Origin of the sequence: Pseudomonas sp. RGM 3321, from assembly GCF_022836805.1 — a bacterium.
Lineage (GTDB): Bacteria > Pseudomonadota > Gammaproteobacteria > Pseudomonadales > Pseudomonadaceae > Aquipseudomonas.
Genome location: NZ_JALHBH010000110.1, coordinates 1 through 18,634 on the forward strand (window position 1 = coordinate 1; position 18,634 = coordinate 18,634).

Here is an 18,634-nt window from a genome sequence, read left to right on the forward strand (position 1 = left end):
TTTACGGGTTTGCTTGCGTTTGCCAGCGTACTCGGCGTCGGCGAAGGTCATCTGCTTCATCAGGCGTCTCGGCGGTGGAGATCAGGTATTCTGCCAAACTTAGAGGTCTTCTTCAGAGTTTCCCTAAAAATCGACAGGGCGTTCATAAAAGATATAACGAGCAATCATGAGGACGCCGCTATTACCAGGGCAGTCATCGTATTGGCGCACGAATTGGGTCTTAAAGTCATTGCAGAAGGTGTCGAAACAGTCGACCAGTTAGCGCTGCTCGTGACGTATGGCTGCGATCAAATGCAGGGTTATCTGTTTAGTAAGCCCGTCATCAGTGAAGAGTGTGCTTCTATGATTAAATCGTCACGTAGTCTGAGAGTGTTGGAAATACCTGTTTGAGAACCGCGATCATGAGAGTTATTCGTAGCAAAGACTTCACCGCCACTCAAGCTTGGGGGGCTGACGACATAGCTAATATGGATGGAACTACTGTACGCCTCCACTGGACCGATAAGCCATATAAGTGGCATATCAACGATGGTGAGGAAGTTTTCGCCGTTCTCGATGGAACGGTGGATATGCATTATCGCGAGTCAGGCATCGAACACATCGTTAGATTGGAGGTTGGCGACGTGTTTTTCGCAGGTGCTGGATGTGAACATGTTGCGCATCCTTGTGGAGAAGCACGGATTCTGGTTATCGAACGTGAGGGCAGCGTTTGAGTTGACCAGGCTATCGCTGGTCATTACCTATCCATGCTTATGGCGTATGGCACGCCTGCGCCAGCCTAAAGATTATTGACGAATCTTTAGCTGATGGCACAGTGGTGGCCTCCGGCGCTGCTGTATGAGGCCTTTGTGATTCAGCGCTTGAGTAAACAGTGGGTCGCTGTATAAAGCCTTGAGCAAATCACGTACTAACGGGTTATAGGCGTTTGCAGCATTGGGGATAGCGATTGCACCCAAAAAGCTGCTGTTCCATTGACTGCTGACCTGCTTGGTGGCGTCATATTCAACTTTCTCGCCGTCAAGCAGGATGAAGCGCGCGGCGATTATGCCGGAGCCTGTACCCATCCCGGCGGTCAGTTCATTCTGCGTAACCAGCACATTTAGCTGGCGCGGCGATTGCGGGTCGATGAGCCCTGCGCGGTCCAGTTCACCCGTCAGGGCATCCTGGATGTGTTGCGTGATGCTGCCGCTAGGGGATGTGACAGGATTACCCCGCACTTGCAGTGAATCCTGACCTGCCGCGGCGCTGACTTGAGTCTGACGGATCGGTAGAAGGGGAGGCGTTTACTTGAGCTTCTGGACGTTATCGAAGCTGGGCTCGTAACGCGTCATGGTCACGCCAGAGCCTTGCATCAGCAGTGCAAGCAACGCCACCAATACTAGATTTCCTTTCACTGCATTCCTTGCCTGAGTTATGCGAGGGCGTGATTATCAGGAACCTCAGATTCAAGGGCAATGCTTGATGGCCTGCGGGCCCTACATCCTCAGCGCTATAGCCTCTGCCACAAGGCACTCCAGTGCGAACTGCTCGGTATAGGTCATCTGAATCGGCGTGGTCTCGCCTTTGACAGTCCGTTCCCCATCCAGAATGTAGCGAATGCGTTTGTCAGTCACGCCAATGCGTTTGGCGATCCATGAGGGGGTTTGTCCGATGCGCGAGATCAGTTTGTCGGCGTATTCGGTGGAGGGGTTATAGAGTTCTGCGTTGGGTGTCATGGGGTGTCCGGATGAATGTCAGGCGCTATAGGTGCTTGGGAGTATGCAGCACGGTGCGCTATTCGTCGCCGTGGAGGTGGGGCCAAAGCTTATTATGCGACTGGCAGGTTGCCTTCGCGAGCAAGTTGGCTCCCACAAGAGCCTGTCTCCAAGCAAGCCGCGCAGCGTCATTCAATGTAAGTGGCGGATGGAGCGATCCTTCGCCCCTTCAGTCAGCATCAATCAAAGCTTCGCGCCCAGTGTCACAAACGCACTGCGTGGTGTGCCCACCTGCAGAATCTGCAAATTGCCTGCCGGGTCGGTCGCTGCGCTGGCGTCGGTGTTAAGGGTGGAGATGTAACGCTTGTCGAACAGGTTGACCATGTTCAGCGAGACGGTGGTGTCTTTGATGGCACCGAGTTTGCCGAAGTCGTAGCCGAGGTTGGCGTTCGCTACCCAGTAGCCGCTGACACTGGAGTCGTTGGTGTAAGTGTAATAGCGCTTGCTGATGTAGTTGCCCTGCATGCCGGCATTCCAGTGTTCCCAATTCCAGTCCAGGTTGCTGGAATACATCAGCTTGGGCGTATCGACGACGGTTTTGCCTTTCACATGAACGGTGCTGCCGCCGCTGGCGTAGTCGTCGTCATAAATGCTGTGGTTGTAGGACATGGAGTTGGACCAGCGCCAGTGCTCGCCTGGCGTCAGGCCGAATGACAGTTCCAGGCCCCGACTGGTGACGGAGCCGACGTTGGCGACGCCGTTCTGGCAGATGACGATGCCGGTGCAGTTGGTGATGGCCACCAGGCGATTGTCGAATTTGGTGTTGTAGACCGCCGCGGATGCCGAATACAGCTTTGTGCTGCGGCGCACGCCCAGTTCAGCGGTTTTCGATGTTTCGGGTTTGAGGTCCTTGAAGCCGTTCTGCGCATCCACTGCAGTCTGCGTGGTGAAGAACGGGCTGTAACCGCCACTCGGAAAGGCCGCCATGTTTTGCGAATAAGACGTGAACACTTCATCGCTGTCATTGAGTTTGTAGGTCGCGCCCACTTGCGGCAAAAACCTGTCCCGTGCTTCCAGCGAGCCGCTGGCATAACCGCCGCCTTTGCCTTCGGCAGTGGAGGTGGTGACGGTATTCTTTGCGCCGAACTCAAGCTTGAGGCGGTCATCGAGCAGGGTGTAGGTGTCGCGCAGGAAAAACTGTCGGGTCAGGTCGTTGTAGCTCTGGTCCAGTACCGTAGCCGCTTGCCTCAGGCCATTGGTTTTGACGATGTGGTTTTGCGGCGTCGCATTGGTGGTATCGAACAGGTAACGGGCGATGTGGTTCTTGTTCGATTGAATCCAGAACCCGCCCTGAATTTCATGCTGGCCCAGGAAGTAGGTCAGTGAACTCTGGAAGCCGGTTCGATCAATGCCATATACCGTGCTGCGAATCGAGTTGCTGGGGACAGTGGTCGAGCCGCTGGTAAAGATGAACGGATAATACGAATTGCCCCGGCCCGAGTCATGGTGGTGATAGACCGTGGCGTCCAGCACTAGATCATCGGTCAGCGAGAAATTGCCGCTGAGGATGTCCAGTTCGTCGTCGCGCAGGCTGCTGGCGTTGTAGGTCGCATCGCTTGCGCTGGTTACGCCGCCGGTATAGATGCCGTTGGCTGCATTGACCGCGCGGGTCCAGTCCGGCGTGTAGTAACTCCAGTTGTAGCCCAGACGCTGGATGATGCTCTTCGACAGACTGGGCAGATTGGCCTCGTCGTGAGACGAGGTGCTGTGGAAAAAGCTCACGCGGTTTTCGCCGAAGTTGTAATTGACCTTGGCGTTCACAGCGTCGGATTTTTGCGGGTTGTCGTGGCCTTTCCAGGCATCGGCGTCGTACTTTTCTCCCGACACATAAGCGGACAGACCGTTGTATTCGCCCGTATCGACGCGCATGAAAGTGCGCGAGGTGTCGTAACTGCCCAGGGTCTGTGACAGTCGCGCGCCGAATTCCTTGTCCGGATTGGAACTGGTGAACTGGATGGTGCCGCCCAGATCACTGTTCGATGCTGTGCCCAGTGACCCGATGCCTGGAGCCACTTCGCTGGCGGCGATGTTTTCCGCGATGATCGCCCGGGTGATGCTCAGACCGTTGAAGTTGCCGAAGCTCATGTTGCCAAGCGTGACGCCGTCCAGTGTGTAGCCCAGATGGTGCATGTCAAAACCGCGCAGGCTGATGCGCTGGCTGCCTTCTTCACGACCCAACGGATCGCCGGACTGGAAGTTGACTCCCGGTAGCCGCTGCAGAACTTTCAATGGGCTGGTACCTGCGGAATAAGCGCCTTCGTCCTTTTGCGTGACGCGTTGCACCTGCCGGGTTTCGCCCTGGCCAATCACCGAAACCGTGCCCAGTGTCATGGCAGCGGTGTCGTCGCTGGCGGGTGCCGTCACTGAGGTGGGCACATCGTCGTCGGCCTGAATGAACGGGCTGATCAGGCACAGTGAATTCAATGAAACCAGCAGCGCAAGGCGCGTTATCGGGAATCGAGAAGCACGCGGTATCGATCGATTGTTCATGAAAAGGTTTTCCTGGGGCGTCAGGGCGCCGCGCTTGCGACGGGGAATCTGCAGGACGTATTAGCGTTGAAATGAGTTCAGCCAGCCCTTGAAGGCGTACGAGTCCGTCGTGTTTTCGAGGGGCGCTCGTTTCAACGAAAGGGCTCGTTTGAACTGGGGGTGATATTAATACTCATTGTGTGTATTAATTATGACCAGTAGCGCGTTATCCCGATTTTTCTGCCGGTCAATGCCAACCGGCGTGCTGGGCAGTGGGCGTAAATTTCATTAGGCAAGGCGTCCGTTGCGATGCTATCTGTCCAGATTCAGTGGGGTCAGCCCAATCGTGAATACGTATTGTCGCGAAGGCCGGGCAACAGGGCGTCACCCTCTGAATCCGCGTTTTGCACCTTGGACAGAAACGGGAGAACTCGATGAAATTGCTTCGTTACGGTGAAAAGGGTCAGGAAAAGCCAGGTCTGCTTGATGCTGCCTACCAGATCCGCGATCTGTCCGCACATGTCACGGACATCGCTGGCGAGGTGTTGAGCCCGGCAGGTCTCGCCAGCCTGGCTGCGCTTGATCCCGAAAGCCTGCCTCTGGTTGCGGGCCGCCCGCGCATCGGGGCGTGCGTCGGGCAGGTCGGCAAGTTTATCTGCATAGGCCTGAACTACGCCGACCACGCAGCCGAATCGCGGATGGAAGTGCCCAAGGAGCCCATCATATTCAACAAGTGGACCAGCGCAATTTGCGGTCCGGACGATAACGTCGAAATTCCTCGCGGTTCGCTCAAGACTGACTGGGAAGTCGAGCTGGGCGTGATCATCGGCAAGGGCGGGCGTTATATCGACGAAGCCGTTGCCATGGAGCACGTTGCCGGTTACTGCGTGGTCAACGATGTGTCTGAGCGCGAGTGGCAGCTTGAGCGCGGCGGAACCTGGGACAAGGGTAAAGGCTTTGATACCTTCGGCCCGATAGGCCCTTGGCTGGTGACTCGCGACGAGGTTGCCGACCCTCACTCCCTCGACCTGTGGCTGGAGGTCGACGGTCATCGTTATCAGAATGGTAATACACGCACGCTGATTTTCAGCGTGCCGCAACTGATCGCCTACTTGAGCCGTTGCATGAGCCTGCAACCGGGTGATGTCATCTCCACGGGTACGCCGCCGGGTGTGGGCCTCGGCGTCAAGCCAGAGCCGGTCTTCCTGCGCGCAGGGCAGCGCATGCGTCTGGGGATTGCGGGGCTGGGCGAGCAGAATCAGCTGACCGTTCAGGCCGACTGATTCGCTGCCTGCTGGGAGTCGGTAATCGGCTCCCTGTTACACAAAAAAATCAGCCCTGCACGAACGTCAGCAGGTCTTTGTTGAGTGTATCGGCATGGGTCACGGCAAAACCGTGCGGCGCGCCGGAATAGACCTTCAACTCGGCACCCTTGATCAGCTCGGCGGCGCGCTTGCCTGATGCTTCAAATGGCACAACTTGATCGCCATCGCCATGAATGACCAGGGTCGGCACATCGATTTTCGCCATGTCCGCACGGAAGTCCGTTGCGGAGAATGCAGTCACGCAATCCAGCGTGCCTTTGAGCGAGGCGAGCAGGGCGATGTTCAAGGTCTGGGTCTGTACGCCCTCGGAAACCTTCTGGCCTTTGTTCAGACCGTAGAAGGGCGTGGCGAAATCACTGATGAATTGCGCGCGGTCCTTGAGCAGACCCTCCTTGATGCCATCGAACACTGATTTGTCGACGCCTTCCGGATTGTCGTCAGTCTTGAGGAAAAACGGTGTGACCGAGCCCAGCAAGGCCAGTTTGGCAACCCGCTCGCTACCATATTTTGCGATATAGCGCGTCACATCGCCGCCGCCCATCGAGAAGCCTACCAGCGTCACTTCGCGCAGATCGAGGTGTTCGATCAGCTCGGCGATATCGTCAGCGAAGGTGTCGTAGTCATAACCGGTCCACGGCTGGCTGGAGCGACCGAAGCCGCGGCGGTCGAAGGCAATGGTGCGATAGCCCCGGCTGCTGAGGTATTCCATCTGGTATTCCCACATGTCCGCATCCAGCGGCCAGCCGTGGCTGAACAGTACCGGCTTGCCAGTGCCCCAGTCCTTGTAATAGATCTCGGTGCCATCTTTTGCGTTGAACGTGCTCATGCAGATTCCTCTCGATGTCGGGTTGATCGGGCAAGCGTCGCGGCGAACAGGCTGATGCACGCCTTCGGCAGCTCCCGATAATTCCGGCAGCCGGCCCTTTGCATAGTTCAGTCGGGAAGACTGAGTGCACTGCCCTGACGCAATTTTTTGAAACATCGGCTCATCGTATTTCCCTGCTGCAACCGAACTTGCCGGGCATACGGGAATCAGTTCCTTGGGATCAAAGTGCGCTTTGGTCGGTACATGGTTTTATTTGTCCATTGAAGGAGAGAACTGCGTGGCGTCTCAGCTGAAAATCTTGATCCTTTCGGGTCTGCTGCTATTCGCAGGCAGTTTCAATCTTCAGGCAGCCGATGTACCTGCGTTACCAATGGGCGCTGCGGTGCCGGCCGACGACAAGGCCGCTGAAAAAGCCGACGCCAAAGCCGATAGCAAGGCAGCTGACAAACCTGCAGCGAAAGCGGATGACAAAACGGACGCGAAACCGGCAGACGCCGGGGACCCAGCGGCAGCCGAACCGCCCGAGCTTCTGGTACAGGGCGGGTTGCTCGGAGCCATCAGTTCCAGCATTGATGACGTCCAGGAAAAGCTCAACCTCGACGACAACCTGTTCGACGCCTGGCGATTGCGCGCCGACCGTGCAGCCGACGAACTGGAGAAACTGGTCAACAAGCGCACTACGCGTTCGCCATGGAGCGTCGTCGGGGACTTTCTCGCGCTGTCCTTTGTCTGGATCGGCTCGTTTGCCGTCCTGACCACGCTGGGCCGTTTCCTCGCGGTGCGCTTGTGCCGGACGCCGTTCATGCGGGTGCGCGAGCGCAGTCAGGCGCTGCTTAAATACGTGTTGCCGTTCACCTTGCCAGCCATCGTCTGTCTGCCATTGACTCTCTACGTCAGCCACTTCATGCCTTCTTCGGTCGGCCGTGCGCTGGCGCTGTGCTTTGCCTATGCGACCAGCAGCGGCATCGTGTCGACCTCGGTGCTGCTCTGTGTGATTGTGATGTTCAACGCCGGGCACAAGCGCGCCGCGGTACGCATGATTCGCCGCTACGCGCCGAGGCCACTGTTTGTGGTCGGTTTTCTGGCGGCGCTGAGCGATGCACTGACCAGTCCGCAGATCGCCCGCCAGTTGGGCAGCAACGTCACCACCAGCGTTGCAGTGTTCGCCGGGCTGTTTGCTTCGGTAGTGTTCTGCATGCTGATCATCAAAGTACGCCGCCCGGTGGCGCATCTGATTCGTAACCGTTCATTGAGCAGCCGCCTGCAACGGCCAGCGCTGCAGCAGTCGCTGAAAATCTTCTCCAACCTGTGGCACTTGCCGATCCTGCTGATGATTCTGGTCTCGGCGATCAACTTGATCGGAGCCGGTGAAGACAGTCAGCAAGCACTGCGTTGCGCGCTGTTCACCACCATTCTGCTGATTGCCACGGTGTTTCTGAGCACGGTGTTCCAGCACCTGTTCAAACCGACAGAATCCATGGGGCGCGGCGGGCATGTGTACAAGGCTCGTCTGTTGAGCCTGGTGTACGCGGTGTTGCGCATTGCGCTGGCCATCGGGTTCATCGAGATACTGGGGCGTATCTGGGGTTTCTCGATGTTCGAGTTCGCCCAGCGCAATACGCTGGGGCGTGTGATCAGCGATTCGCTGAGCAGCATCGGCCTGATATTTGTGGTCACCTGGCTGCTGTGGGTAGTGCTCGACACGGCCATTCAGGAAGCCCTCAAACCGCCGGCCAATCATCGCAGTGGCCGCCAGCCGAGTACACGAATCAAGACCATTCTGCCGCTGCTGCGCAACGCGGTGAAAATCATTCTGGTGGTGATCTGCGCGATTACCACCATGGCCAACCTGGGCATCAACGTTGCGCCGTTGCTGGCGGGTGCCGGGGTTGTCGGTCTGGCCATCGGTTTCGGTTCGCAACAGCTGGTGCAGGATGTGATCACCGGTCTGTTCATCATCATCGAAGACACCTTCTCGGTGGGCGACTGGGTGGTACTCAGTACCGGCCATTCCGGTTCGGTGGAAAGCCTGACCATTCGTACCGTGCGCCTGCGTGACGGCAAGGGTTTTGTCCATTCCGTGCCGTTCGGGCAGATCAAGGCGGTCACCAACCAGTCACGGCAGTTCGCGTATGCCTTCTTCTCGGTGCAGTTCACTTACGACTCGGATATTGATGATGCGCTGGCGCTGATCCGCGAAACCGGGCAGTCGATCAGCGATGACATTCTGCTCAAGCACAACCTGCAAGGACCGCTGGAGGTGTTCGGCGTCGACAGCATGAACCTCAACGGCATGGTGTTGACCGCGCAATTCCGCACCTCTTCCGGCGGGCAGTACGCAGTGGGGCGCGCCTTCAACGAGCGCCTCAAGCGCCTTGTGGATAAAAACCCGAACGTGCGTTTCGCGCAGACTTATCCACAGATGGTCATGGGGCCGGGCTTCAACAACCCGCAGGCTGGCGTTGAAGCCGAGGGGCCTCCTGCGCCCTCGGACCCTGCTGCTGCGACACCTTCTGCACCGGCACCTGCACCGCTTGGTCTGCCCAAGGGCAACAGCCCGCCAGGGCCGGCAGCTCAGTAATTAATGGGGCTGGATGAGACGCTGCAACGCATTGTGGCGGCGTCATTGACCCGCCAGGCTGCGCAACTGTTGGGGGTTGGCAGGCAACGTGTTATGTTTGCAGGCGTTTTTCAATTGTTCGTTTGATTATCTGATACCGAGCCTGCTGACTCTATGCGAATGCGCCTTATGCTGTTGGGCGGCGGGAATGCCCTCGGGCAGGCGCTGATTCGTCTGGGTGCCGAGGAAGACATTGGTTTCCTCGCACCACGTCCACCGCAAGACGGCTGGGACGTGGCGAGCCTCACGCAACTGCTTGATGACACCCGCCCCGATGCCCTGATAAACCTTGCTTACTACTTCGACTGGTTTCAGGCGGAGACCGTGAGCGCAGCGCGCCTGACCCATCAGGAGCGCTCTGTCGAGCGTCTGGCCGAACTGTGTCAGCACCACAACATCACGCTGGTCCAACCTTCCAGTTATCGTGTGTTCGATGGCTCGCGCGCGACTGCCTACAGCGAAAAAGATGAGCCAGTGCCCTTGGGTCTGCGCGGTCAGGCGCTGTGGCGTATCGAGCAAAGCGTGCGTGCCACCTGCCCGCAACATGTGCTTGTGCGTTTTGGCTGGTTGCTGGATGACAGCGCCGATGGCGTGCTTGGCCGCTTTCTTTCGCGCGCCAAAGAACCCGGAGAGCTGCTGCTGGCCGATGATCGACGCGGCAACCCGACGCCGATCGATGATGCGGCGCGGGTGATTATTTCAATCGTCAAGCAACTCGATTGCGAAGCGCCGCTGTGGGGCACGTACCACTACGCCGGACACGAAGCGACCACGCCACTGGCGCTGGGTCAGGCGGTGCTCACCGAAGCGCGTCTTCTGCACCCGCTGGCCATTGAATCGCCCACCGCACAGGCTCACGCCGCACGCCCCGATGCAGCCGAGGAACCGCAGCACGCGGTGCTGGCCTGCAAGAAAATTCTCCACACTTTCGGCATCAAGCCCCGCGCCTGGCGGGCCGGCTTGCCAAGCCTGCTGGACCGGTATTATCGACATGTCTGACGCCCCTGTTCTGATTACTGGAGGTGCCGGCTTCATCGGCTCGCACCTGACCGATGCATTGCTTGCCGACGGGCATTGCGTGCGCATCCTCGATAACCTCTCGGCAGGCAAGCGCAGCAATTTGCCGCTCGACAACCCGCGCGTTGAACTGATCGAAGGCGACGTAGCCGATGTCGAGCTGGTCAAACGCGCTGCGCAAGGCTGTAAGGCCGTCGTGCATCTGGCGGCGGTGGCCTCGGTTCAGGCGTCAGTTGACGACCCGGTGCGCACTCATCAAAGCAACTTCATCGGCACACTGAATGTCTGTGAGGCCATGCGCGAAGCGGGTATCAAACGCGTGATCTTCGCGTCCAGTGCTGCGGTATACGGTAACAACGGCGAAGGCGAAGCGATCACCGAAGACACCACCAAAGCACCACTGACTCCTTACGCATCGGACAAGCTGGCCAGCGAGTTCTACCTGGACTTCTACCGCCGTCAGCATGGTCTGGAGCCGGTGATCTTTCGCTTCTTCAACATCTTCGGCCCGCGCCAGGATCCGTCGTCGCCGTATTCGGGCGTGATCAGCATCTTTGCCGAACGCATCCAGAAAGGCCTGCCGATCAGCGTCTTTGGCGACGGCGAGCAAACGCGCGATTTCTTCTACGTGGGCGACCTGCTCAAGCTGTTGCTACAGGCCCTGTCACGGGAAAGCGCCATCGAAGGCGCGATCAACGTCGGCCTGAACAAGACCACGTCGCTCAACGAACTGCTGGCTGCGCTTTCGCAGGTTGTCGGCAAACAGCCGGAAGTCACCTACCAGGCGCCGCGCTCGGGCGATATCAAACATTCCCGCGCCAGCAACCAGCGCCTGCTGGAACACTTCACCCTCGACGAGCCAACGCCGCTGGTGCGTGGGCTTGAGTTGTTGATGGGGCAGTGAGCCCTACATCGAATGTAACTGCCTATTCGCGAACAAGTTCGCTCCTACAAAAGCCTGTGAGCACCTGTAGGAGCGAACTTGTTCGCGAAGACGATATTGCAGGCGCAGAAAGTGCATCGAATGTAACTGCCTTCGGACCAGCCCGCTCCTGCAAAAAGCGCGGCATTACTTCGTCATGGAGTTGGTACGAGATCATCAGGTCTACAAAACACAAAGGCACCCGCTGAGGGTGCCTTTGTGTTTGTGACGCTTGAGACGTTCAGGTCAGAACTTGTAACCCACGCCCACCATGTATACCCACGGGTCGATGTCCACATCGACCTTGGTCTTGCCAACGGCCAGGGCTGACGGGCCGTCCACAGTCGCTTTGGTATCGATGTCGACGTACCAGACCGAGGCGTTGACCAGTACGTTGTCAGTGATCATGTAGTCCATGCCCAACTGAGCGGCCAGACCAACCGAGTCCTTGAGCTTGAGGTTGCTGAAACCCTGATCCTTGCGGTTGCCGGTCAGGTCGGTATCGAAGAAGGTGGTGTAGTTGATACCCACGCCCGCATACGGCTGGAATTTCGACGAAGGCTCCATCGGATAGTACTGCAACGACAGTGTCGGCGGCAGTTGCTTTATATCAGCCAGCTTGCCGTCCAGGCCTGGGCCCAGGCCTTTTACTGAAACGGTGTGGCTGAACGGTGTCGCAGCCAGCAGCTCGATACCGACATGCTGGGTCAGCATGTAAGCGAAGGTCAGACCAAGCTGGTTTTCGCCATCGACAGTGGCTTTGGTGCCGGAGACCTTGGCACCGTCCAGACGGACTTCGCCGCTGTCTTCATTGGGCTGTACGTGCGCAACACCGGCGCGAACGATGAAGTCGCCAGGCTCGTAGGCATGTGCCGCGACCGGGGCGGCGATGGCAAGCGCGGCAACAGACGCGCGTAGCAAGTGCTTGTTCATGGAGGCTCCAGAGATCAGTCAAAATTTATGGGCATAATGTTAAAGCGCTGTCGAGCGGCGACTTTGACTCAGCTCAATGAAATCGCTGGGAACCTCGTCATCCTTATGAATCCGGCAACTCGTAGACAAATATCTTGTCTGCCTGCATCTGATAACCCGCTTCTGCCAGTTCGCTGGTAGACGATCTGGCCTGCATCGGTCCTTCGATCCAGTACGGCTGATACAGCTCATCGACCTTCACACCCAGCTCACTCGTGACATGCACGATCTGGTTCGCTGGCGGCGGCGGCACATGGATGCAGGCACCGAAATACGGCACCAGCAAAAACTCCGTCACTCTGCCTTCCTCACTGACCTCGAGTGGCACGATGTAGCCCGGTAAACGTACCAGCTTGCCATCCAGTGCCTTGACCACTGGCGCATGCGGAGCCAGTTGATGGGCCGCAGGCGCTGCCTCCATGGCCAGTGCATCGGACAGCTTGGACATATCGTGTATCGGAGCCGTTACCGGCTTCACCACGGGTGCATCGGGTGGAATCATGTCATTCCAGGTCAGTTCACGCGGCTCGGCGGCCCACAGTTGAGTGGAAACCGAGAGCAGCAGAGTGAGTAGCATGCGCCGCATCATGAAGGTCCTCATAAACGAATCGACAGTCCATCGGCCAGTGACTGCCTGTAGGCTCGCCAGGCTGGCACGGTTCCCATCAACAGCGCGCAACCGAGAATGGCACCGAGCAGGGTCCATTCATATTGGCCAGGTGGCATAGACGACAGGTACAGACCGTAGTTGTCGAGCACGTAGTCGCGGGCCACGAAGATGCCGATATAGAGCAGTGCAAGGCCGCTGATGACGCCCGCAAGTGCCAGGGCGAAGGCTTCGAGTATAAGCAGGCTTGCGATATGCCAGGGCCGTGCGCCGACCGAGCGCAGGATGGCCATTTCCCTGCGTCGTTCATTGAGGCTGGTGAGAATCGCGGTCAGCATGCCGATCAGTCCGGTCAGCACCACGAACAGCGAAATCACGAACAGTGCCTTTTCCGCGGTGCCCATGAGGCTCCACAGCTCTTGCAGCGCCACGCCGGGCAGAATCGCCAGCATGGGCTCGCCACGGTATTCGTTGATTTCGCGTTGCAGGCTGAAGGTTGAAATCTTGCTGTTCAAACCCAGCATGAAGGCGGTGATAGCAGTCGGCGTCAGGTCCATATTGCGTGCCTGATCGGCAGAGATACGCTCGTTGCCTCGTGCCGGTGCACCGTTGTGCCAGTCGATATGAATGGCTTCCATGCCACCCAGGCTGATATGCAGCGTGCGGTCCACCGGTGTACCGGTCGTCTTGAGTATGCCGACCACGGTGAACGGCTTGTCGTCATGCTTGACCAGGCTGATCGCCGCGACACCGTGCGCCAATACCAGCTTGTCGCCCAATTTATAATGCAGCGCCTTGGCGACCTCCGAGCCCAGCACTACCTCAAAGGGATCGGTCTTGAATTCACGTCCTTCGGCCATTTCCAGATGCTGTTGGCGACCGAACTGATAATGCTCGAAATATGCTTCGTTGGTGCCCATCACCCGATAGCCACGATGGGAGTCGCCCAGCGAAACCGGGATAGCCCATTTGACCTGTTTGCTCTGGGCAAAATGCTCAAAGCTGTCCCAGCGAATATTGTTGGTGGCGTTGCCGATGCGAAATACCGAATACAGCAACAGGTTGATCGAGCCGGAACGTGCGCCGACGATCAGGTCGGTGCCGCTGATGGTGCTGGCGAAGCTGGAGCGGGCTTCGGTGCGCACCCGCTCTACGGCCAGTAACAGGCACACCGACAGCGCAATGGCGAATGCAGTGAGAAACGCGGTGAAACGGCGGTTGGCCAGGCTGGCCATGGCCAGACGAAACAGATACATCTCAAATCTCCACGGCGACGGCGGCGCGATTCAGGTCGCTGAGCGACAGATTGCGATCAAACAGCGGTGCCAGGCTCTGGTCATGACTGACAAACAGCAGGCTGGCCCCGGCCTCGCGGCACTCGGCGAACAGCAGGCGAATGAACGCTTCTCGAGAGTCGGTGTCCAGCGCTGAAGTGGGCTCGTCGGCAATCACCAGTTCAGGTTGACCGATCAGCGCGCGGGCCGCGGCCACGCGTTGCTGCTGGCCGATGGACAGTGAGTCGGCACGTCGTGTCAGCATCGCCGGGTCTTTCAGGCCCAGGTGGGCGAGCAGGGTGGTGGTCGCTTTCTCGACGCTGCCGTGGCGTTGCCTGGCACGCTCGGCACGCACGCTGGAAAAGTGGCAGGGCAGTTCGATGTTTTCCCGCACCGACAAAAACGGCAGCAGGTTGAACTGCTGAAAGATGTAGCCGGTGTGATCGACGCGAAAGCGATCACGCGCGGCCGAAGAGAGGGCCGACAGGTCCTGGTTCAACAAGCGAATGCTGCCGCTGACCGGTTTCTGCACTCCGCCCAGCAGGCCCAGTAGCGTGGTTTTACCGCTACCGCTGGGGCCTTTGAGGAACAGGGTTTCGCCGCTTTGCAGGCGGAACTCGGGGATGTCCAGCAGTTGCGGGTGGCCGGGCCAGTTGAAGCGCAGGTCCGACAGGTCGATCAGTGCTTGGGTCATGGGCTGACTCACGCTTGGTTGGATATTAAAAGACCGGGCCAGGCCCGGTCGTTGTACCGCAGAGTGCGATCAGAATTTCAGCGTCGGGTTGGCTGCGATCACTTCAGCGCCCGATTGGCCGCCTGGCGAGATCAGTTGTACCTGAAGCTTCTTGGTGTCGGGAAAGGTTTTGAAGATTTGCGACAGGTCGAGCTTCTTCAGAACGGCCGGTGCGTCACAGACGAACTTGTAGTGGCCGTGGATTTCACTGTGCTCGTGATGATCGGCATCGCCGCCCTTGGCGTGCTCATCGTGATCGTCATCCTTGTCGCCGAACAGCGGGCTTTCCAGTTTCACCGAGGTGGCCGAGCAGTTGGCGGCATCGGCGATGCTGAACAGCGCGTTTGGCTTGAGTAGCAACTCGCGCGCCTTGGCGACTTTGGCTTTGTCTTCATCCGAGGTCGCAACGTGCTCGAAACCGACGATGTTCATGGCCGGGCTGTCGAATTCAAACTCCAGCGTCTTGCCTTCCAGCACCACATCCAGACGTCCGACGCCATGCTCGTGGGCACCCAGACTGCCGTGTTCATCGCCGTGATCATGGTCATGTACTTCGGCTGCTTGGGCAGCTACGAGTGGCAACAGGGCGAAAGGCAAGGCGAGTAGCAAACGGCGCATAGCGGACTCCGGGGGAAATATTGAGAAAATTTGTTATGTGATCTTATAACAAGTGCCGGTGTGCGTGGACGGGTTTTTGTTCAGGCGCTGGACGATCTGGTCTCCATGGGACGTTACCTGAGGGTGTTATCTGGAATACCCCAGCCCGTGCTTATGCTGAAGTAGTCTCAGCCTTCGCGTCATCAGCTCCTACTCTGGAGAGTGAAAATCGCCGTACCTGCGCCGGATGCGCCGGGAGGGTTTTCATCGCCAGCCGAGTGTGACATCAGGGAAGATACTCATGAACAAGCTCCATCCGAATAGAGAAATTCTGCGTGCGGTGTACAAGGATCCAACACGAATTACCGAATTCGCCGACGCTGACATTGTGCTGCACAAAGCCGATCAGGGCGCTGGTGGTGGCTTGTCCATAGCCATTGGCAAGGACGCAGTGCTTTCCCACGAGATCAATCTGCTCAGGCGCACACGTCAGACCCTGTATATGGATGTCCACGATATCATTGCCAACGAGCACTATGGCTCGGTGCTGGGGGAAATGCGCGCCACTTGCGAGGGCCGGAAGATCATCATGCCGTTTTGCGGCCTGTGGCGGTTTCGTGATGGCAGAATTGTCGAGCATTGGGAAAATGTCTATGACGTGCGGGCGCTTGGCAACTTCATGAACGGTAAAGAGCCGGTCATCAGCCATTGGCGTTACGGTTGATCATGGGCATGCGCGCCAGCCTGTGGGAGCATGTACGCCTGACTGTCAGCAGGTACACATCATGTTGCGTATTCGTGGAACCGTAGGCCAGTGGCCGGTGGATTTGACCCTTGAACTGGACGAAGGCGACTGGGCGCAACTGGGCGCGCAGTTCAAGGCCGCACCTCCCGACGTATCGGCCGACGTGGTAGAGAGCAAGCCGCTCAACCAGGACGACAGGCTGTGGCAGGTGGCGCAGGAGTTGTTGCAAAAGGCCGGGCAGATGAGCGGGCCGGATCTGCTGGGGCAACTGGAGGGGCTGGCCGGCAGCACTGCGGCAGGCAAGCATTTGCTGGTGCGCTTGCGTCACTCTGCGAGCGTGAAGGTCGAGAGCGGCGGGGATGCGCCGCTGTACAGCTGGGTCGACGCGACGTGATCTGATCTGACCTGGTTATTCAGCCACCGGCACCGGTGCGGTGCCGGTGGCAAGCTGCCTTAATACAGCGCGGCGAACAGCTTGCGACGGTATGCAGTCACCAGTGGATGCTCATTGCCCAGCAGGTCGAACACTTGCAGCAGCGTCTTGTGCGGCAGGCCCTCGGCATAATTGCGATTGCGAATGAACAGTTTGAGTAGGCCATCCAGCGCGGCTTCGTACTGTTGACGCGACAATTGCTGAATCGCCAGTTGATGCACCGCTTCGTCATCCTGAGGATTTTGCGCCAGACGGCTTTTCAGTTCGGCCACATCCGGCAGGGTGGCCGCTTGTGCCAGGAACGTCAGTTGCGCCTTGGCACCCGCCAGCTCGGCTTTGTGTGCATCACCGGTGACGGCATCCAGCACCGCCTTTGCCTCGCTCAGTTCGCCACGTTCTGCCAGGCAGCGCGCATACAGAATCAGCGCTGCGGCATTGGTGTTGTCTTCGCCCAGCAACACCTTGAGCTGTGCTTCGGCTTCGGCAAAACGGCTTTCTGCAAACAGCTCTTGCGCCTGCTTGAATGGATCGGCGGCCGGAGGAGGCGGCATGACGACATGTTGTTCGAGAATCTTGCGGATTTCCGATTCAGGCTGAGCACCGGCAAAACCATCAACCGGCTGGCCGTCCTTGAACAGCACAACGGTCGGCAGGCTGCGGATACCGAAGCGCGCAACAATATCCTGCTCTATGTCGCAATTGACCTTGGCCAGCAGCAATTCGCCCTGATAACTCTCTGTGATTTGCTGCAGCAGGGGCATCAATACCTTGCAGGGCGCACACCACTCTGCCCAGAAATCGACCAGTACAGGCTGGTCGAACGATTTGTCGATCACCAGTTGATCAAAGTTCGCGGCGGTTGCGTCGAAGATGTAAGCAGTTTCCTGGCTCATTGCACGTCTCGAAGAATCTGAATGCCGCCAACTATAAAGCCCGCAGGGCAATGCTGAAAGCGGTGTCGGCGGTGGGGCATCATCCTTGCCCCGCATGCTCAGCGCTATCCACACATCTGCTTTTGATTCTGGCCGAAGGCCGTGGGAGCGAACCGGGCGACGCTTCGCTTGTTCGCGAAACGAACGGAAAATTCTCTGGAAATTTATCGTTCGAACAACCGTCTTCGCGAACAAGTTCGCTTCTACAGAAACCGTTTAGCTGAGCGATTCTGGGCTGTTATTTAGCGCTCACCGCGTCGTGTGATACACACTCACATCCCGAAACTCATGGGGTTCGGCCAGGTCCGGCAGGGTGTGCGCATGCAGCATCGTCAGACGCTGGTAAGCCGCGTGCTTGAAGTCGCGCACGCGAGAGTCTGCCACCAGCGCTTCGCGGCCCCGGGACAGAAATTGATCCAGCAGTGGCAGGTTGGCGCGGTCGTACAGCACGTCGGCAACCAGAATCAGATCAAAACGATCCACTTCGGCGAAAAAATCCGTCGAGTAGCTCAACTGCACCTGGTTGAGTTCGGCATTGGCCCGGCAGGCAGCGATCGCCAACGGGTCGAGATCACAGGCCACCACTTCAAGTGCTCCGGCCCTGAGCGCAGCAATACCTGCCACACCCGAACCAGCACCGAAATCCAGTACCCGCTTGCCTTCAACCCAGTGCGGGTTTTCGGCCAGAAAGCGCGCCAGGGCCAGGCCGCTGGCCCAGCAGAAGCTCCAGTACGGTGGCTCTTCCAGAATACGGCGCGTTTCATCCGGACTGAAGGCACGGTCCATGTTGGCATCGTCGATCAGCCACAGTTTCAGCTCAGTGCCCGGCAGCGTTGTGACAACCAGCCGGGCGTCGCCGAGCAGTTCGCTCAGCGCGTCTTGAAGGTGTCGCGGAGCAATCATGGCGCCTTGACGAATTGCAATTGCCCCAGTGCCTGAGTGGTGGGCTGGTCGATGCGCATCGACGGCAGGTGCAGTATCAATTGCCCCGACTGACTGGCGCGGCCGCGCAGTTCGACACGCCCGCCTACCGGAAAGGCTTCCGGGTTGAAGCGCAACTGGAAGGGCAATGACTGGCCGTAGCCCTTCAGCAAGGTGTTGGTCAGCAGCTTCTGTGGACGGCCGCGCTCGTCGATCACCAGCATCGCCAGTTCGACCTCGGCCCCGGCCGGTACGCCGAGCAGTTGCCCGCTGAGTTCACGTTGGTACGGTTGCAGCGGGCCGGGCCCGGCAGGCACTTTGATTGCCGGGGCGACAGGCGGTGCCGCAGCCGGTTTTGGCGCGTCATTGCTGCTGCACGCGGCCAGCAAGCCAATGAGACCGAGTAGAATAACGGGGCGTAACGTCATCAAGAGCTCCACAAGACAAAAATCGAAAGGCTGAGTGACGCCATGCATGCAGTATTACC

18 protein-coding genes and 2 pseudogenes are annotated in these 18,634 nt (G+C 58.4%); 8 read left to right on the forward strand and 12 right to left on the reverse strand.

Going from position 1 to position 18,634, the window contains the following annotated elements; genetic code table 11:
• Positions 1 to 120 precede the first annotated feature (120 nt).
• Positions 121 to 390 (forward strand): annotated as a pseudogene (locus RGM3321_RS14005) (EAL domain-containing protein); the annotation flags it as partial.
• Positions 391 to 401: 11 nt separating this feature from the next.
• The gene (locus RGM3321_RS14010; protein WP_244393557.1) at positions 402 to 713 is read left to right on the forward strand and encodes a cupin; all 312 of its coding nucleotides are present in this window, start codon (positions 402 to 404) and stop codon (positions 711 to 713) included.
• Positions 714 to 854: 141 nt separating this feature from the next.
• Here RGM3321_RS14010 and RGM3321_RS14015 read toward each other — a convergent pair.
• The 3 genes and pseudogenes from RGM3321_RS14015 to RGM3321_RS14025 all read right to left on the reverse strand — a co-directional run.
• Positions 855 to 1,394, reverse strand: a pseudogene (locus tag RGM3321_RS14015) (hypothetical protein); the annotation flags it as partial.
• 81 nt (positions 1,395 to 1,475) lie between these two features.
• Positions 1,476 to 1,715: a hypothetical protein gene (locus tag RGM3321_RS14020; protein ID WP_003317071.1), complete on the reverse strand. Its 240-nt coding sequence runs from the start codon at positions 1,713 to 1,715 to the stop codon at positions 1,476 to 1,478.
• A gap of 222 nt (positions 1,716 to 1,937) precedes the next feature.
• A complete protein-coding gene (locus tag RGM3321_RS14025; protein WP_244393558.1) occupies positions 1,938 to 4,244 on the reverse strand; it encodes a TonB-dependent receptor in 2,307 nt (768 codons plus the stop codon).
• A 413-nt stretch (positions 4,245 to 4,657) separates the two neighbouring features.
• Between RGM3321_RS14025 and RGM3321_RS14030 the strand changes: the two genes are divergently transcribed.
• Positions 4,658 to 5,506, forward strand: coding sequence for an ureidoglycolate lyase (locus tag RGM3321_RS14030; RefSeq protein WP_058408629.1), 849 nt, complete (start codon positions 4,658 to 4,660; stop codon positions 5,504 to 5,506).
• 49 nt (positions 5,507 to 5,555) lie between these two features.
• On the opposite strand, the gene RGM3321_RS14035 is transcribed toward RGM3321_RS14030, so the two are convergent.
• Positions 5,556 to 6,374: an alpha/beta hydrolase gene (locus tag RGM3321_RS14035; protein WP_244393559.1), complete on the reverse strand. Its 819-nt coding sequence runs from the start codon at positions 6,372 to 6,374 to the stop codon at positions 5,556 to 5,558.
• Positions 6,375 to 6,651: 277 nt separating this feature from the next.
• Here RGM3321_RS14035 and RGM3321_RS14040 point away from each other — a divergent pair, with 277 nt between their 5' ends.
• The 3 genes from RGM3321_RS14040 (at position 6,652) to RGM3321_RS14050 (ending at position 10,915) form a co-directional block, all read left to right on the forward strand.
• Complete coding sequence (locus RGM3321_RS14040; RefSeq protein ID WP_244393560.1) at positions 6,652 to 8,955, forward strand: mechanosensitive ion channel domain-containing protein; 2,304 nt, start codon at positions 6,652 to 6,654, stop codon at positions 8,953 to 8,955.
• A 153-nt stretch (positions 8,956 to 9,108) separates the two neighbouring features.
• Positions 9,109 to 9,993 (forward strand): sugar nucleotide-binding protein, encoded by an 885-nt coding sequence (locus RGM3321_RS14045; RefSeq protein WP_058402671.1) that lies wholly within the window; start codon positions 9,109 to 9,111, stop codon positions 9,991 to 9,993.
• On the forward strand, positions 9,986 to 10,915 hold the full coding sequence (locus tag RGM3321_RS14050) for an NAD-dependent epimerase/dehydratase family protein (protein ID WP_244393561.1): 930 nt from the start codon (positions 9,986 to 9,988) through the stop codon (positions 10,913 to 10,915). The genes RGM3321_RS14045 and RGM3321_RS14050 overlap by 8 nt, the downstream gene beginning before the upstream one ends.
• A 264-nt stretch (positions 10,916 to 11,179) precedes the next feature.
• Here the strand turns inward: RGM3321_RS14050 and RGM3321_RS14055 are convergent, their stop codons facing one another.
• From RGM3321_RS14055 to RGM3321_RS14075, 5 genes are all read right to left on the reverse strand, one after another.
• Entirely contained in the window at positions 11,180 to 11,866 is a 687-nt protein-coding gene (locus RGM3321_RS14055; RefSeq protein ID WP_244393562.1) for an OmpW family outer membrane protein, read from the reverse strand.
• A 103-nt stretch (positions 11,867 to 11,969) separates the two neighbouring features.
• Positions 11,970 to 12,494: a DUF3299 domain-containing protein gene (locus RGM3321_RS14060; protein WP_244393563.1), complete on the reverse strand. Its 525-nt coding sequence runs from the start codon at positions 12,492 to 12,494 to the stop codon at positions 11,970 to 11,972.
• Between the two features lie 8 nt (positions 12,495 to 12,502).
• Positions 12,503 to 13,768, reverse strand: coding sequence for an ABC transporter permease (locus RGM3321_RS14065; protein ID WP_244393564.1), 1,266 nt, complete (start codon positions 13,766 to 13,768; stop codon positions 12,503 to 12,505).
• A gap of 1 nt (position 13,769) precedes the next feature.
• Positions 13,770 to 14,480 carry an ABC transporter ATP-binding protein gene (locus RGM3321_RS14070; protein ID WP_244393565.1) on the reverse strand — a complete coding sequence of 237 codons (711 nt, stop codon included), beginning with the start codon at positions 14,478 to 14,480 and terminating at the stop codon, positions 13,770 to 13,772.
• Positions 14,481 to 14,549: 69 nt separating this feature from the next.
• On the reverse strand, positions 14,550 to 15,137 hold the full coding sequence (locus RGM3321_RS14075; RefSeq protein WP_244393566.1) for a DUF2796 domain-containing protein: 588 nt from the start codon (positions 15,135 to 15,137) through the stop codon (positions 14,550 to 14,552).
• A 280-nt stretch (positions 15,138 to 15,417) separates the two neighbouring features.
• Between RGM3321_RS14075 and RGM3321_RS14080 the strand changes: the two genes are divergently transcribed.
• Together RGM3321_RS14080 and RGM3321_RS14085 are read left to right on the forward strand one after the other, a co-directional pair.
• A complete protein-coding gene (locus RGM3321_RS14080) occupies positions 15,418 to 15,840 on the forward strand; it encodes a nuclear transport factor 2 family protein (RefSeq protein ID WP_244393567.1) in 423 nt (140 codons plus the stop codon).
• 61 nt (positions 15,841 to 15,901) lie between these two features.
• Positions 15,902 to 16,255 (forward strand): hypothetical protein, encoded by a 354-nt coding sequence (locus tag RGM3321_RS14085; protein ID WP_244393568.1) that lies wholly within the window; start codon positions 15,902 to 15,904, stop codon positions 16,253 to 16,255.
• A 59-nt stretch (positions 16,256 to 16,314) separates the two neighbouring features.
• Here the strand turns inward: RGM3321_RS14085 and trxA are convergent, their stop codons facing one another.
• The 3 genes from trxA to RGM3321_RS14100 all read right to left on the reverse strand — a co-directional run bounded on the left by trxA (position 16,315) and on the right by RGM3321_RS14100 (position 18,575).
• Positions 16,315 to 17,187 carry a thioredoxin gene (gene trxA / locus RGM3321_RS14090; protein ID WP_058402664.1) on the reverse strand — a complete coding sequence of 291 codons (873 nt, stop codon included), beginning with the start codon at positions 17,185 to 17,187 and terminating at the stop codon, positions 16,315 to 16,317.
• A 288-nt stretch (positions 17,188 to 17,475) separates the two neighbouring features.
• Positions 17,476 to 18,129: a 50S ribosomal protein L11 methyltransferase gene (locus RGM3321_RS14095; protein ID WP_244393569.1), complete on the reverse strand. Its 654-nt coding sequence runs from the start codon at positions 18,127 to 18,129 to the stop codon at positions 17,476 to 17,478.
• Positions 18,126 to 18,575 carry a hypothetical protein gene (locus RGM3321_RS14100; protein WP_244393570.1) on the reverse strand — a complete coding sequence of 150 codons (450 nt, stop codon included), beginning with the start codon at positions 18,573 to 18,575 and terminating at the stop codon, positions 18,126 to 18,128. Before RGM3321_RS14100 ends, RGM3321_RS14095 begins: the two co-directional genes overlap by 4 nt.
• Positions 18,576 to 18,634 lie beyond the last annotated feature (59 nt).

Bases quoted from the DNA above. Each gene is read 5' to 3' on its own strand.
- RGM3321_RS14010 (WP_244393557.1), top strand. From the start codon at position 402: ATGAGAGTTATTCGTAGCAAAGACTTCACCGCCACTCAAGCTTGGGGG.
- RGM3321_RS14020 (WP_003317071.1), bottom strand. From the start codon at position 1,715: ATGACACCCAACGCAGAACTCTATAACCCCTCCACCGAATACGCCGAC.
- RGM3321_RS14025 (WP_244393558.1), bottom strand. From the start codon at position 4,244: ATGAACAATCGATCGATACCGCGTGCTTCTCGATTCCCGATAACGCGC.
- RGM3321_RS14030 (WP_058408629.1), top strand. From the start codon at position 4,658: ATGAAATTGCTTCGTTACGGTGAAAAGGGTCAGGAAAAGCCAGGTCTG.
- RGM3321_RS14035 (WP_244393559.1), bottom strand. From the start codon at position 6,374: ATGAGCACGTTCAACGCAAAAGATGGCACCGAGATCTATTACAAGGAC.
- RGM3321_RS14045 (WP_058402671.1), top strand. From the start codon at position 9,109: ATGCGAATGCGCCTTATGCTGTTGGGCGGCGGGAATGCCCTCGGGCAG.
- RGM3321_RS14050 (WP_244393561.1), top strand. From the start codon at position 9,986: ATGTCTGACGCCCCTGTTCTGATTACTGGAGGTGCCGGCTTCATCGGC.
- RGM3321_RS14055 (WP_244393562.1), bottom strand. From the start codon at position 11,866: ATGAACAAGCACTTGCTACGCGCGTCTGTTGCCGCGCTTGCCATCGCC.
- RGM3321_RS14060 (WP_244393563.1), bottom strand. From the start codon at position 12,494: ATGATGCGGCGCATGCTACTCACTCTGCTGCTCTCGGTTTCCACTCAA.
- RGM3321_RS14065 (WP_244393564.1), bottom strand. From the start codon at position 13,768: ATGTATCTGTTTCGTCTGGCCATGGCCAGCCTGGCCAACCGCCGTTTC.
- RGM3321_RS14070 (WP_244393565.1), bottom strand. From the start codon at position 14,480: ATGACCCAAGCACTGATCGACCTGTCGGACCTGCGCTTCAACTGGCCC.
- RGM3321_RS14075 (WP_244393566.1), bottom strand. From the start codon at position 15,137: ATGCGCCGTTTGCTACTCGCCTTGCCTTTCGCCCTGTTGCCACTCGTA.
- RGM3321_RS14080 (WP_244393567.1), top strand. From the start codon at position 15,418: ATGAACAAGCTCCATCCGAATAGAGAAATTCTGCGTGCGGTGTACAAG.
- RGM3321_RS14085 (WP_244393568.1), top strand. From the start codon at position 15,902: ATGTTGCGTATTCGTGGAACCGTAGGCCAGTGGCCGGTGGATTTGACC.
- trxA (WP_058402664.1), bottom strand. From the start codon at position 17,187: ATGAGCCAGGAAACTGCTTACATCTTCGACGCAACCGCCGCGAACTTT.
- RGM3321_RS14095 (WP_244393569.1), bottom strand. From the start codon at position 18,129: ATGATTGCTCCGCGACACCTTCAAGACGCGCTGAGCGAACTGCTCGGC.
- RGM3321_RS14100 (WP_244393570.1), bottom strand. From the start codon at position 18,575: ATGACGTTACGCCCCGTTATTCTACTCGGTCTCATTGGCTTGCTGGCC.